Consider the following 13366-nt stretch of genomic DNA (forward strand, 5'->3'; position numbering starts at 1 on the left):
AGGGATGGGGCGGTGCGCTGTCAAGCGCCGTGAGGGCAAACCGCTTGCGTGTAGTCGTTCACGGAAACGTGTATGGGTTGGTAGCCTTATCGATAATTCTTGCCCATTTTGGTTTGGGGTGGGGGCAGCACGATGAGGCAGCTTCCATGCAGACATGGGCTTTTCACGGGATGAGGCGGAGCGGCAACCACGTCGTTCTCAACTGGAGCGGTCTGACCGAGTCCACCTTCTTCATGAACGACATCCTGCAGCGCGAGCAGGTGCCCGCCTTGCTCGGCGATCCGTTTCCCACCAAGGCCTTCTTGCACTGGTTTCCGCGCGTTTGCGCCCGTCGCTATGTCCGCCGCATGCTGCGCAAGACCGGTTGGAAGCTTCTTACCCGCGGCCTTTGCGTGAGCCTGGAAGACTGGCCGATCGACAAGCCGATCTTCACACCCTGGCCGCGCCGCTGCCAGCACATCCTGCTGCTGCGAGACCCACTCAACATGTTTGCCAGCCGGATCCGCATGAGCAACGGCATGCATGTCCTCTATGGCAAGGACCGGGCGGACGATTATTTCCAGAACTCGATCGAACTCTGGAAATCGCATGCAGGCGAATTTCTTGGCCACACCCATCTTCTGCCGGGCCATGTCGGGGTCTATTACGACCGCTGGGTCGTCGATGCCGCCTATCGCGCGGCCATCGCCGCGCGGCTTCGGCTGGTGCCGGACGAAGGGGCCTTGTACCGCGTGGCCGTCGAAGGCGGCGGCAGCTCGTTCGAGGGCCTGTCGCCGCTCGGCGAGGATGCCATTGCCCGGCGCCTGTCGCGGCACAGCCAGCTCGACGACCGCGAGCAGAAGCTCCTGGCCCGCGTCACGGACGACGCCGAACTGATGCACCTGCGCGAACAGGTGCTGGAGCATGTTTCCGGCATGGCAGAGCGCCAGGTCGCCTGATCGATTGCCGCAGCTGGCGGGAACGCCGGCCTCGGGCGACGTCGCCTCAGGCGATCATCGCCTCTTCTTCGCGGAAGATCAGCTTGCCCGCTTCCGGGGCCGTCATCGGCTGCCCGAACAGGAAGCCTTGGGCGAACTCGCAGCCGAGATCGTAGAGGTCGAGCGCGTCGTCCTCTGTCTCCGCGCCCTCGGCCACCACGTCCATCTCCAGCTCATGCGCCAGGCCGATGATGGCGCGGAGAATCACGCGCTTCTGCTTGGCGGAGGGGCCGCGGACGAAGCTCTGGTCGATCTTCAGCGTCTCGAAGGGGAAGCGCTGCAGATAGGACAGGGACGAATAGCCGGTGCCGAAATCGTCCAGCGACAGACCGGCGCCCAGTTCGCGGATGCGGGTCAGCACCTGCGCCGCATATTCCGGATTCTCCATCACCAGGCTTTCGGTCAACTCGAGCTTGAGCGAACCGCGCGTGACGGCGGAGCGCGACAGCACCGATTTCACGTCGTTGATCAGGTCGTGGCGCAGCAGCTGGCGGCTGGAGATGTTGACCGAGACGAACAGCGGCACGTCGCGGCCGAGCTGTTCCTGCCAGTCCGAAAGCTGCTTGGCGGCGCGTTCGAGCACGAACAGGCCGAGCGGGATGATCAGGCCGTTGCGCTCGGCGAGCGGGATGAACTCCGCCGGCGGGATGCGGCCGTGCTGGGGATGGTCCCAGCGCACCAGAGCCTCGAAGCCGGCGATGGTCCTGTCTTCCAGCCGCACGATCGGCTGGTAAAGAACCTTGATCTCCTCGCGTCCGATGGCGCGGCGCAGGTCTGCCTCGAGCGTCAGCGTGTCGGCGCCGTGCTGACGCAGCGCCGGGCGGAACGCCTCGATGCGGTCGCCGCCCAGGCGCTTGGCGTAATACATGCCGATCTCGGCATCCTTGACGATCTCGGCGGCCTCGCTCTGCTTGCTGTCATGCATGGCGATGCCGATCGAGGCGGTCAGGAAGATTTCCTTGTCGCCGAACGAGATCGGCGCGCGCAGCGTGCGGCGAACCGAATCAGCGAAGCCGGCGATGCGCTCGGGCTCGCTCTCGGAAATAAGCAGGAAGGCGAACTGGTCGCCGGAGATGCGGGCGAGCGTGTCCTGCGGCTTCAGCAGGCGGGTCAGGCGGCGGGCGATCGTCAGCAGGATCGAGTCGCCGACCGAGAGGCCGAAGCCGTCATTGACCTGCTTGAAGCGGTCGATGTCGAGCACGAACACCGACGGGCGCGCGGCGCCTTCGGCCTGGGTGCGCGTCACGGCCGAAGCCAGACGGTCCATGAACAGCTCGCGATTGGGCAGGCCGGTCAGGTTGTCGTGGACAGCGTCATGCAGCAGCCGTTCCTCGGCCGTGCGTTCCTCGGTGACATCGGCCAGCGTGCCGACACAGCGCGTGACTTCGCCATCCGAGCCCAGAACGGGGCGGGCGCGGAGGTGGAACCAGCGATAATGGCCATCCTCGGCGCGGAGGCGGAAATCCTGGGCGATGCGCCCCCGGCGCTGCTCGATGACGGCGTCCAGCGTCGCCTTGAAGCGGTCGCGGTCGGAAGGATGCAGCACGTCGAGCCAGTCGCGGGCAGGGCCTTCCAGCGCGCCGTGCTTGAGGCCCAGCAGGTCCTCGGCGTCGGAGCCGGTATAGATGCGGTCGCGCGCGACGTCCCAGTCCCAGACGATGTCGCCGGCGCCGGTAAGCGCAAGCGCCCGGCGCTCCGTCTCGCCGATGGCGCCCTGCGCGATCGAGCCGCCCGCAAAGGCATGCTGCATCACCGTGAAGCCGATCAGCAGCACGATCAGCACGAGGCCGCCATTTAGCGCGGGCTGGATCACGTCGTTGGTGAGGTTACCGTTCACCGTCAGATAGGCGCCGAGGATCCACACCATCAGCAGCACCCAGGTCGGGATCAGCATGATGGCGCGGTCGTAGTGATGCAGCGCCAGGTAGATGATGACGACGAAGCCGAGCGTCACCGTCAGGCCGAACGAGAAGCGGGCGACGCCGGCGGCGATGCCGGGCTCGAACACGGCAACGCCGAGCAGGATCAGCAGGCCGACCAGCCAGGCGATCGTCGCGTGGCTGTAGCGGGCGTGCCATCGGTTCAGGTTCAGATAGGTGTAGGTGAAGATCAGCAGCGTCGCAGACAGCAGCACCTCGGCGAAGGCGCGCCACATCTTGTCGTCGCCCGGCGCGATCTGAATGACCTTGTTCCAGAAGCCGAAATCGATGGCGAGATAGATCAGCACCGACCAGGCGAGGCCCGCCGTGGCGGGGAACATCGCCGTGCCCTTGACCACGAAGACGATGGTCAGGAACAGCGCCAGCAGGCCGGAAATGCCCAGCACGATGCCATGATACAGCGTGTAGCTGTTGATGGCGTCCTTGTAGTTGTCGGGATCCCAGAGATATAGCTGCGGCAGCACCGGGGTGCGCAGTTCCGCCACGAAGGTGACGACGGCGCCGGGGTCGAGCGTGACGCGGAAGACGTCGGCTTCCTGGCTCGCCTGCCGTTCCGGCGCAAAACCCTGGCTCGGCGTCACGGTCGCGATGCGCGAGGCGCCGAGATCGGGGATCAGCAGGCCGGAATTGGCGAGGCGGAAATGCGGCGCGACCAGGAGGCGGTCGATCTGCTCGTCGCCATTGTTGGTGAGCGCGAAGGAGACCCAGTAGGAGGTGCCGCCGGCTTCGTTGGAGCGCACTTCGATGCGGCGGACGATGCCGTCCGGGCCCGGCGCGGTCGATACCTGCACGCGATCGGACGGGTCACGGGAAGCGCGTTCGACGGCCTTGGTCAGGTCGAGCGTCGTGCCGTCGAGCGGCACGTTGACAGCATCGAGCGCCTGCACGTGCGTGGCTGTGCCGACGACCGCAAACAGGACGAACAGGACCGCGGCGACGAAGCGGTTAAGCAACAAACAAACCTCCAAGGCCCGAAGGCAGTCGAGCAGTACTATCCGGGCCGGGGCAGCACAAGAAATTTTCGGCTGCGTGACAGGCTTGCAACAGTTCCTTTCGCCCAGTCGGGTGGGGCCCGACGAAGCACGGTGTCTCAAGGACGTGGATCATCGCTGACGATCGCGTAGAGGAGGTGGTCCTGCCACCGACCCTCGATACAGAGATAGCGACGCGCATAGCCTTCGCGGGTGAATCCGGCTTTTTCGAGAAGGCGTGTGGATGCCGCGTTATGCGGCAGGCAGGCGGCTTCGAGCCTGTGCAGGCGCAAGGTATCGAAAACGAAGGGGATGACGGCGCGGACCGCCGCGGTCATCAGGCCGCGGCCGGCAAAGGGAGCGCCCATCCAGTAGCCGAGCGAGCAGCTCTGCGTCACGCCGCGCACGACATGGGATAGCGTCAGCCCGCCGACGAGCTGCATCCCGTCGGTGGTGAAGACGAGGAAAGGGAAGCCGGTGCTGTCGCGCATCTCGCTGTGATAGCGGCGCAGCCGCCGGCGGAAGGCGCCGCGCGTGAGGTCGTCGGCCGGCCAGAGCGGCTCCCATGGCGCCAGGAAGCTGCGGCTCTGTTCCCGCAGGCTCGACCAGGCGTCGAAATCGGACATGGAGGGTGCGCGCAGGACGACGGTGCCGGTGGAGATCACCGGCATGGGATGGAACGGCACGACGGATCGCAAGAATTCCATTTGCCGCGCCGGGCCCCCCGATCCGCGTTGCTTGCCTTCCAGATAAATCCGTCCGGGATCGATCTGGTCGTTTATTCCCGGTTCCGGCGGCCGGGATGCCCCGATCCGCCACAACCGTCCGTCCATCCGTCAGACCGCGAGCGGCGCTCCCAGGCGCTCCGCGATCTTGCCATGCTCGACCAGCTTGTCGATGGGGCCGATTGCGGCGACCGTCGGCGCGCTGCCGGTGAAGATGCGCTGCGCAAGGTCGCGCACCCGGGTGACGGAGACGTCGTCGATGCGGGCGACGATCTCCTCGACCGGAATGGGGCGGCCGAACAGGAGCAACTGCCTGGCGACCTGGCCGGCACGCGCCGCCGGGCTCTCCAGGCTCATCAGCAGGCTGGCGCGCATCTGGGCGCGGGCTCGGCCAAGCTCCGCCTCGGTAACGTCGAGGCTGGCGCGCTCGAGTTCGCCGAGCATCACCGGCATCAGCTCCTCGATGTCCTCGCCGCCCGTCGCCGCATGGATGCCGAACAGGCCGGTATCCGCGAAGCTCCAATGGAAGGCGTACACCGAATAGCAGAGGCCGCGCTTTTCGCGGACTTCCTGGAACAGACGGGAGGACATACCGCCGCCCAGCATCGAGGCGAGGATCTGGACCGCGTGGAAATCCTCGGACTTGTAGGGCACGCCCTCGAAGCCGAGCAGGATCTGCGCTTCCATCAGGTCGCGGGTCTCGCGCATCTCGCCGCCGCGGTAATGCGCCGGCTCGCTCTGCGACAGCTCCGCCGCTGGCAGGCTGGCAAAACGATCGTCGGCGAGCTTGACCAGGGCGTCGTGATCTACATTGCCGGCCGCGGCCAGCACCATGTTGGGGCCGTGATAATGGCGGTCGAGATAGGAGGAGAGGTCGCTCGAACGCGTGCGGCGCACGGTTTCCTCGGTGCCGAGGATGGTGCGGCCGATCGGCTGGTTGGGATAGGCACTCTCGACGAAGAAATCGAAGACGCGATCTTCCGGCGTATCGAGCGAGGCGCCGATCTCCTGCACGATGACGTGCTGCTCGCGCTTCAGCTCGTCGGTGTCGAAGGCCGAATTGCAGAGAATGTCGCTCAGAATGTCGACGGCCAGTTCGGCGTCCGGCTTCAGGATCCGGGCGTAGTAGGAGGTCGTCTCGACGCTGGTCGCGGCGTTGAGTTCGCCGCCGACGGCCTCGATTTCCTCGGCGATGTCGGTCGCGGACCGCTTGCGCGTGCCCTTGAAGGCCATGTGCTCGAGAAGGTGCGAAATTCCGTGTTCCGAGGTTTCTTCCCGGCGGGAGCCCGCGCCGACCCAGACGCCCAAGGCCGCGCTTTCCAGGTGATTCATGTCGTGGGTCGCGACGGTCAGACCCGACTTGAGTTTGGTCACCTGCACGGTCATGCGCGGATCACCGGCATGAGGAATGCTTCCAGAGCCATGCTTCACACCTTCTCGTGGAGAGCGCGGGCGCGGGCTTCGACGAAGCGGGCGACGGCACCGATATCGTTGGGAAGAACGGTGAAGCGCTCCTCCCGCTGCATGAGGTCGCTGAGCCAGAGCGGCAGGGCGGGATGGATGCCGGTCGCCTGTTCGACCGCCGCCGGGAATTTGGCCGGATGGGCGGTCGAGAGCGTGACCATCGGCGAGCCCGTATTGAGCTGGCGCGCCGCCACGGCGAGCGCCACCGCCGTGTGCGGATCCGCGAGATAGCCGGTCGAGGCCAGCGTGTCGCGCATGGTCGCCTCGGTCTCGGCTTCGCTGGCGCAGCCGGCGGCGAATTCGCTGCGAATGCCGGCCAGCGCGGCCTCGGGCATGGTGAACGCGCCGGACTGGCCGAGGCTGTCCATCAGGCGGCGCACGCCGTCGCCGTCGCGGCCGGTCGCCTCGAACAGCAGGCGCTCGAAATTCGACGAGATCTGGATGTCCATCGATGGCGACTGCGTCGGCACCACGCCGGTCATCTCGTAGCGGCCGCTTTCCAGCGTGCGGGCGAGGATGTCGTTGGTGTTGGTCGCGATCACCAGGCGGTCGATCGGCAGGCCGATCTTCTTCGCGACATAGCCGGCGAAGACGTCGCCGAAATTGCCGGTCGGGACCGTGAACGAGATCGTACGCGCCGGCGCGCCGAGCGAGAGCGCGGCGGTGACGTAATAGACCACCTGCGCGACGATGCGGCCCCAGTTGATCGAGTTGACGCCCGAAAGCGAGACGCGGTCGCGGAAGCCGTGGTCGTTGAACAGGCCCTTCACGATCGTCTGGCAGTCGTCGAACGAGCCCTGGAGCGCAATGGCATGAACGTTGGCATCCCGCACCGTCGTCATCTGGCGCTGCTGCACCGGAGAGACGCGGCCATGCGGGAACAGGATGAAGATATCGGTCGCGTTGCGCCCGCGGAACGCCTCGATGGCGGCGCCGCCCGTGTCGCCGGAAGTCGCCCCAACGATGGTGGCGCGCTGGCCGCGTTCGGCCAGGACATGGTCCATCAGCCGCGCGAGCAGCTGCATCGCCACGTCCTTGAACGCCAGCGTCGGGCCGTGGAACAGCTCGAGGATGAAGCTGTTCGGGCCGCTCTGCACGAGCGGCGCCACCGCCGGGTGGCGGAAGGTCGCATAGGCCTCGGTGCACATCCGTTCCAGATCGGCATCGGCGATTTCGCCGGCGACGAATGGATGGATCACCGCATAGGCAACCTCGTGATAGGGCCGCCCTGCCAGGCGCGCGAAGCTCTCGGAAGAAAATGCCGGCCATGTCTCGGGGACATACAGGCCGCCATCGCGTGCGAGCCCAGCCAGAAGAACGTCAGAGAAGCCGAGCGCGGGGGCAAGACCGCGCGTGCTTACATATTTCACGGAAGAAACGCCTCCACATGCGGCCGGACTTGTAGCCGGCCGCTCTTTGCTGCAACCCTATCTTCGCGTGATGCGGCGGGCAAGGTGCGGCGGGCCGTCGGCCACTAAGTCGCCAAAGATCAATCGGACTGTTATAGACGTCGCGCATCAGCGTCGAGGATTATTGGGATGCATGGTTCTTCTTTCGGTGGCTCGGCTGGGCCGCGCCGCCTCATGGCTCTTCTATCGGTCGCCACCTTGGCTGGCCTGGTTTCCGCTTGCTCGAGCGTCGCCGATGGTTCGTCCGGCGGCGGTAACGTCGTCAACAACGCGATCTTCGGCGCGCCGAACAAGAACCTGCAGAATGCGACGATCGTTTCGGCCGCGAATTTCGGCGCCGACGTCGACTGTCCGCCGGTGGCGATCAAGCCGGGGACCGAGGAATTCAAGGTTTTCGCGGCCGGCAAGCCGGACCCGCTGACGGGCGCCAATCCGCCGGTCGTCTATCAGGCGACGATCATCGACACGGCGCGCGAATGCCGCAAGGTCGAGGGTGGCGTCAACATCAAGCTCGGAATCAAGGGCCGCGTCGCCTCCGGTCCCGCCGGCAAGGCGCAGACCATCAACGTGCCGATTCGCATCGTGGTCATGGAAGGCCGCGACAAGGTGCTGAAGTCCGATCTGGTGAAGCTGCCGGTCGTTCTGTCGGCCCCGACCTTCGCGTCCGACTTCTCGCGCATCGACGAATCGATCACCGTGCCGCTGTCGGAAAACAACACCGACTTCCACGTCTATGTCGGCTTCGACGAGCGTGCGGCGGGCGGCAAGGGTCGCAGCTAAGGGCGGCCTCCCGAAGCCGGGCTCCGGGTCCGGCTTCTGGCATTTGTCCAGTATTGAGGCAGCTCCGGGCATTCCGTCGATTGACAGGCATGCCCGGTATCCGCCACTAACGAGCCAGGCAGGATCCGTGTCGCGATCCTGTCGAGTCGGTGGCCATGGTCGCCGGCTGAACGACCGCCGGGAGAGACCGAAGGGGTGAAAGCCCCGTCGGCGCCGAAGGAGCAACCGCCCCGGAAACTCTCAGGCCAACGGACCGGACGGTCGGCGACGCTCTGGAAAGCAGCTTCTTGCCATCATCAGGCAAGGGCTCACCGAAGGAGTAGCCGCGTTTGCCTTACGGCCAAGCGTGGGAAATCTCTCAGGTTCTCAGACAGAGGGGGCGCGGAACAGGCCAGATTGGGCCTGCCCGTGCCATTTGGACCCTGTCGAGGATTCTGGTGCATGGCTGAACAGGCCGATACGGACCTTCTGCTCGAGACGCCGCTTGCCGGCCTCCATCGCGAACTCGGCGCCCGCATGGTGCCCTTCGCGGGCTATGCGATGCCGGTGCAATACCCCAAGGGCATCCTCACCGAACATAACTGGACGCGCGAAAGCGCCGGCCTGTTCGACGTCTCGCATATGGGGCAGGCCTATCTGGTCGGCCCGGACCATGCGACGACGGCGCGCGCGCTCGAGGCGCTGACGCCGGGCGAATTCCAGGCGCTGGCGCCCGGCCGCATCCGCTACACGCTGCTGACGACGCCGGAAGGCGGCATCATCGACGATCTGATGGTCACGCGCTCCGCCGATCCCAACGAGGACGGCACGCTCTATCTGGTCGTCAATGCCGGCCGCAAGGCGATCGATTACGCCCATATCGCCGCCAACCTGCCGGAAGGCGTCACGCTGGAGCCGGCCGACGACCTGGCGCTGGTGGCGCTGCAGGGACCGAAGGCGGCCGAGGTGATGGCGCGCCATTGCCCGGAAGCGGCCGGAATGGGCTTCATGACGGCGGCGCGCTTCGCCGTCGACGGCATAGACTGCCATCTGAGCCGTTCTGGCTATACCGGCGAGGACGGCTACGAGATCTCCGTAAGGTCGGCCGACGCCGAGGCGCTGGTCCGTGCGCTGCTGGCCGAACCCGAGGTCGAACCGGTCGGTCTCGGCGCGCGCGATTCGCTGCGGCTCGAAGCCGGCCTCTGCCTCTATGGCCACGACATCGACGAGGCGACCTCGCCGGTCGAGGCCGATCTCGGCTTCGCGCTGGCCAAGCGCCGTCGCGCGGAGGGCGGCTTTCCAGGCGCCGGGCGCATCCTGGGCGAACTCGCCTCCGGTCCGGCGCGGCTGCGCGTCGGCATCAAGCCAGAGGGCAGGGCGCCCGCCCGCGAGGGCACCGAGATCCGTGATGCGGCCGGCACCACCATCGGCATCGTCACCTCGGGCGGTTTCGGCCCGACGGCCGGCGGACCCGTCGCCATGGGCTATGTCGCGGCCGAGCATGCCGCGCCCGGCACGCCGGTGACCCTGGTGGTGCGCGGCAAGGATCTTGCTGCGTCCGTCGTCGCCATGCCTTTCGTTCCCCACCGCTATTTCCGCAAGCAAGCCTGAACGGCACCTTCCAGGGAAGATCACCATGACCAGCTATTTCACCAGGGATCACGAGTGGGTCCGCATCGATGGCGACGCGGCCTATGTCGGCATCACCGACTACGCACAGTCGCAACTGGGCGACGTCGTCTATGTCGAGCTTCCCGCCGTCGGCAAGACCTTCGCCAAGGGCGACGACGCGGCCGTGGTCGAATCCGTCAAGGCGGCCAGCGACGTCTACGCCCCCGTCTCCGGGGTCGTGGTTGCCGTCAATGACGCCCTGGAAAAGTCGCCCGCCATGATCAACGACGCCGCCGAAGGCGACGGCTGGTTCCTGAAGCTGACGCTGACCGAGCCCAGCGAACTGGACGGCCTGATGGACGAGGCCGCCTACCGGGCATTCGTCGAGACCCTGTAGCGGAACGACCGCCCCGAAACCCTCCCCGACGGCGGCGCCGTCGACCTTTCCCGCGAGCGGAGAGGTGAAGGAAAGACCAGGCAATGCGCTATCTTCCCCATTCCGATGTCGACCGGCAGGCGATGCTGGCGTCGATCGGCGTCGGCTCGATCGACGATCTGTTCGCCGATATTCCCAAGGACCTTCGCGTCCACGGGCTGGACCTGCCCAAGGCTGCTGGAGAAATGTCCGTCGAGCGCACGCTCGGCCGCCTTTCGGCCCGCAACGTCTCGGCGTCCTCGGTGCCGTTCTTCGTCGGCGCCGGCGCCTACAAGCACCATGTGCCGGCGACCGTCGACCACCTGATCCAGCGTTCGGAATTCCTGACCTCCTACACGCCATATCAGCCGGAGATCACCCAGGGCACGCTGCAGGTTCTGTTCGAATTCCAGACCCAGATCGCGCATCTGACCGGCATGGAGGTGGCGAACGCCTCGATGTATGACGGCTCTACCGCGACGGTCGAAGCCGTGCTGATGGCGCATCGCCTGACCAAGCGGAAGAAGGCCGTGCTCTCCGGCGGCCTGCACCCGCACTATCGCGCCGTCGTCGAATCGCTCTCGCCCATGGCCGGAGACACGGTCCTGTCGCTGCCGGCCGATCCGGGCGCGACCGAGGACATTCTCGCCTCGATCGATGCCGACACGTCCTGCGTCGTCGTGCAGTCCCCCTCCGTCTTTGGCCACCTGATCGATCTCGCGCCGATCGCGGCGAAGGCGCATGAGGTCGGCGCGCTGCTGATCGCCGTCTTCACCGAGGTCGTTTCGCTCGGCCTGATCGAGCCTCCGGGCGCGCAGGGAGCGGACATCGTCGTCGGCGAAGGCCAGTCGATTGGCAATGCGCTCTCCTTCGGCGGCCCCTATGTCGGCCTGTTCGCGACGCGCCAGAAATTCGTCCGCCAGATGCCGGGTCGGCTCTGCGGCGAGACGGTCGACGCGGAAGGTCGGCGCGGTTTCGTGTTGACCTTGTCGACCCGCGAGCAGCACATCCGCCGCGACAAGGCGACCTCGAATATCTGTACGAATTCAGGGCTTTGCGCCCTGGCGTTCACGATCCATATGACGCTGCTCGGCCAGACGGGCCTGGCGCGGCTGGCCCGGGTCAATCATGCCAATGCGGTGAAGCTCGCTGAATCGCTTTCTGCGCTGCCGGGCGTAAGTCTCTTGAATGACTCGTTCTTCAACGAGTTCACCATCCGCCTGCCGGGCAACGCCGCTGATATCGTCGAGAAGCTGGTGGACAAGGGTGTGCTCGCCGGCGTGCCGGTCTCCAGGCTCGAGCCCGGCAAGGCCGAACTCGCCGATCTGCTGATCGTCGCCTCGACCGAAGTGAACACGGATGATGACCGCGCCGCCTTCGTGGCCGCGCTTTCGGAGGTGCTCGCATGAGCATGAACAGCCAGGGTCGCCCCACCGTCGCCGCCACCGCAGCGACCTCCGACCTGCCTGATACCTTCACCGGCAACCGCGCCCTTCAGATCGAGGAAGCGCTGCTGTTCGAGGTCGGACGGCATGACGTCACCGGCGTCGATCTCGACGAACCCGCCGACTTCAAGCCGCGCCTCGGCAAGCTCGCCCGCCAGCAGCCGATCGATCTTCCCGGCCTCTCCGAGCCGGAAACGATGCGCCACTATGTGCGCCTCAGCCAGAAGAACTACTCCATCGATAGCGGCCTCTATCCGCTCGGCTCGTGCACGATGAAGCACAATCCGCGCCTCAACGAGAAGATGGCGCGACTGCCCGGCATCGGCGACGTGCATCCGCTGCAGCCGCTCTCGACGGTCGGCGGCGCGGTCGAACTGATGGCCGAGCTTGGCCGCTGGCTGCTGGAAATGACCGGCATGACCTCGGTCGCCCTGTCGCCCAAGGCCGGGGCGCATGGCGAGCTTTGCGGCATGATGGCGATCAAGGCCGCCATCGCCGCCAAGGGCGAGACGCGCAACATCGTGCTAGTGCCGGAATCGGCGCATGGCACCAATCCGGCCACCGCCGCCCTGATCGGCTTCAAGGTCGTCACCGTCCCCGCTAGGCCGGATGGCACCGTTGCGCCGGAGGCGGTCAAGGCGCTGCTCTCGCCCGATGTCGCCGCGATCATGCTGACCAACCCCAACACCTGCGGCCTGTTCGAGCGCGACGTCGTCGAGATCGCCGCGGCGATCCATGCGGCGGGCGCGTATTTCTACTGCGACGGCGCCAATTTCAACGCCATCGTCGGCAAGGCCAAGGTCGGCGATCTCGGCGTCGACGCGATGCACATCAACCTGCACAAGACCTTCTCCACGCCGCATGGCGGCGGCGGTCCGGGCGCGGGTCCGGTCGTCCTCTCCGAGCGTCTCGCGGCCTTCGCGCCGCTGCCCTTCGTACGGGCAGGGGAGGATGGCCCGGTTCTCGTCGAGAGCGAGGAAGCGCTGCTGCCGGGAGAGACGCCCTTCGGCCGCATGACGGCGTTCCATGGCCAGATGGGCATGTTCGTCCGCGCGCTTTCCTACATGCTGTCGCATGGCTCGGACGGCGTGCAGCAGGCGTCGGAGGATGCCGTGCTCAACGCCAATTATGTCCGCGCCGGCCTGCGCGACCTGATGAGCCAGCCTTCGGGGGACCGCACCTGCATGCATGAGGTGCTGTTCGACGACACCTTCCTGGAAGGCACCGGCGTCTCGACGCTCGATTTCGCCAAGGCGATGATCGACGAGGGGTATCACCCGATGACGATGTATTTCCCGCTCGTCGTGCATGGCGCGATGCTGATCGAGCCGACGGAATCGGAATCCAAGGCCTCGCTGGACCTGTTCATCGCGACGTTGCGGGATCTGGTGATGAGGGCGAAGGCCGGAGAACTGGAGCGCTTCCAGCAGGCGCCGCGCTATGCGCCGCGCCGCCGCCTGGACGAGACGCGCGCCGCGCGGTCGCCCAAGCTCAAATGGGAAAAGCCGGAGCCGTGGGTGGAGGCGGCCGCGGCGGAATAGGGCGTCAGCCCTTGCCGTTGCTCTGGGGCGAGATCGCGGCGATGGCGCCCAGCGCTTCGCCCTTCGTCAGGACGGGCTTGGCGTAGGGTTTGCGGATCGGTGTCATACT

10 protein-coding genes and 1 riboswitch are annotated in these 13366 nt (G+C 66.3%); of the genes, 6 read left to right on the top strand and 4 right to left on the bottom strand.

From position 1 onward, the window contains the following. The first annotated feature begins 44 nt into the window (after positions 1–44). Positions 45–938 (top strand): hypothetical protein, encoded by an 894-nt coding sequence (locus ABIE08_RS00240; protein ID WP_354547876.1) that lies wholly within the window; start codon positions 45–47, stop codon positions 936–938. Positions 939–984: 46 nt separating this feature from the next. Here the strand turns inward: ABIE08_RS00240 and ABIE08_RS00245 are convergent, their stop codons facing one another. The 4 genes from ABIE08_RS00245 to thrC all read right to left on the bottom strand — a co-directional run bounded on the left by ABIE08_RS00245 (position 985) and on the right by thrC (position 7447). Further along, positions 985–3873, bottom strand: coding sequence for an EAL domain-containing protein (locus ABIE08_RS00245; protein ID WP_396307401.1), 2889 nt, complete (start codon positions 3871–3873; stop codon positions 985–987). A 134-nt stretch (positions 3874–4007) separates the two neighbouring features. Further along, entirely contained in the window at positions 4008–4595 is a 588-nt protein-coding gene (locus ABIE08_RS00250; protein WP_266332941.1) for a GNAT family N-acetyltransferase, read from the bottom strand. Between the two features lie 129 nt (positions 4596–4724). After that, positions 4725–5999 (bottom strand): M16 family metallopeptidase, encoded by a 1275-nt coding sequence (locus ABIE08_RS00255; protein ID WP_354547878.1) that lies wholly within the window; start codon positions 5997–5999, stop codon positions 4725–4727. A gap of 41 nt (positions 6000–6040) precedes the next feature. Next, positions 6041–7447: a threonine synthase gene (gene thrC / locus ABIE08_RS00260; RefSeq protein WP_354547880.1), complete on the bottom strand. Its 1407-nt coding sequence runs from the start codon at positions 7445–7447 to the stop codon at positions 6041–6043. 213 nt (positions 7448–7660) lie between these two features. Between thrC and ABIE08_RS00265 the strand changes: the two genes are divergently transcribed. The 5 genes from ABIE08_RS00265 (at position 7661) to gcvPB (ending at position 13257) form a co-directional block, all read left to right on the top strand. Then, positions 7661–8266 carry a hypothetical protein gene (locus tag ABIE08_RS00265; protein WP_354547881.1) on the top strand — a complete coding sequence of 202 codons (606 nt, stop codon included), beginning with the start codon at positions 7661–7663 and terminating at the stop codon, positions 8264–8266. A gap of 167 nt (positions 8267–8433) precedes the next feature. Beyond that, a riboswitch (glycine riboswitch) is annotated at positions 8434–8530 on the top strand. Between the two features lie 177 nt (positions 8531–8707). Further along, positions 8708–9856, top strand: a complete 1149-nt coding sequence (gene gcvT / locus ABIE08_RS00270; RefSeq protein ID WP_354547883.1) for a glycine cleavage system aminomethyltransferase GcvT — start codon at positions 8708–8710, stop codon at positions 9854–9856. Between the two features lie 25 nt (positions 9857–9881). After that, the gene (gene gcvH / locus ABIE08_RS00275; RefSeq protein ID WP_354547885.1) at positions 9882–10253 is read left to right on the top strand and encodes a glycine cleavage system protein GcvH; all 372 of its coding nucleotides are present in this window, start codon (positions 9882–9884) and stop codon (positions 10251–10253) included. An 83-nt stretch (positions 10254–10336) separates the two neighbouring features. Next, positions 10337–11680 carry an aminomethyl-transferring glycine dehydrogenase subunit GcvPA gene (gcvPA, locus tag ABIE08_RS00280; protein WP_354547886.1) on the top strand — a complete coding sequence of 448 codons (1344 nt, stop codon included), beginning with the start codon at positions 10337–10339 and terminating at the stop codon, positions 11678–11680. Further along, positions 11677–13257: an aminomethyl-transferring glycine dehydrogenase subunit GcvPB gene (gcvPB, locus tag ABIE08_RS00285; protein WP_354547888.1), complete on the top strand. Its 1581-nt coding sequence runs from the start codon at positions 11677–11679 to the stop codon at positions 13255–13257. Before gcvPA ends, gcvPB begins: the two co-directional genes overlap by 4 nt. The last annotated feature ends 109 nt before the right edge of the window (positions 13258–13366 follow it).

This window comes from Kaistia defluvii, from assembly GCF_040548815.1.
Classification (GTDB): domain Bacteria; phylum Pseudomonadota; class Alphaproteobacteria; order Rhizobiales; family Kaistiaceae; genus Kaistia; species Kaistia defluvii_A.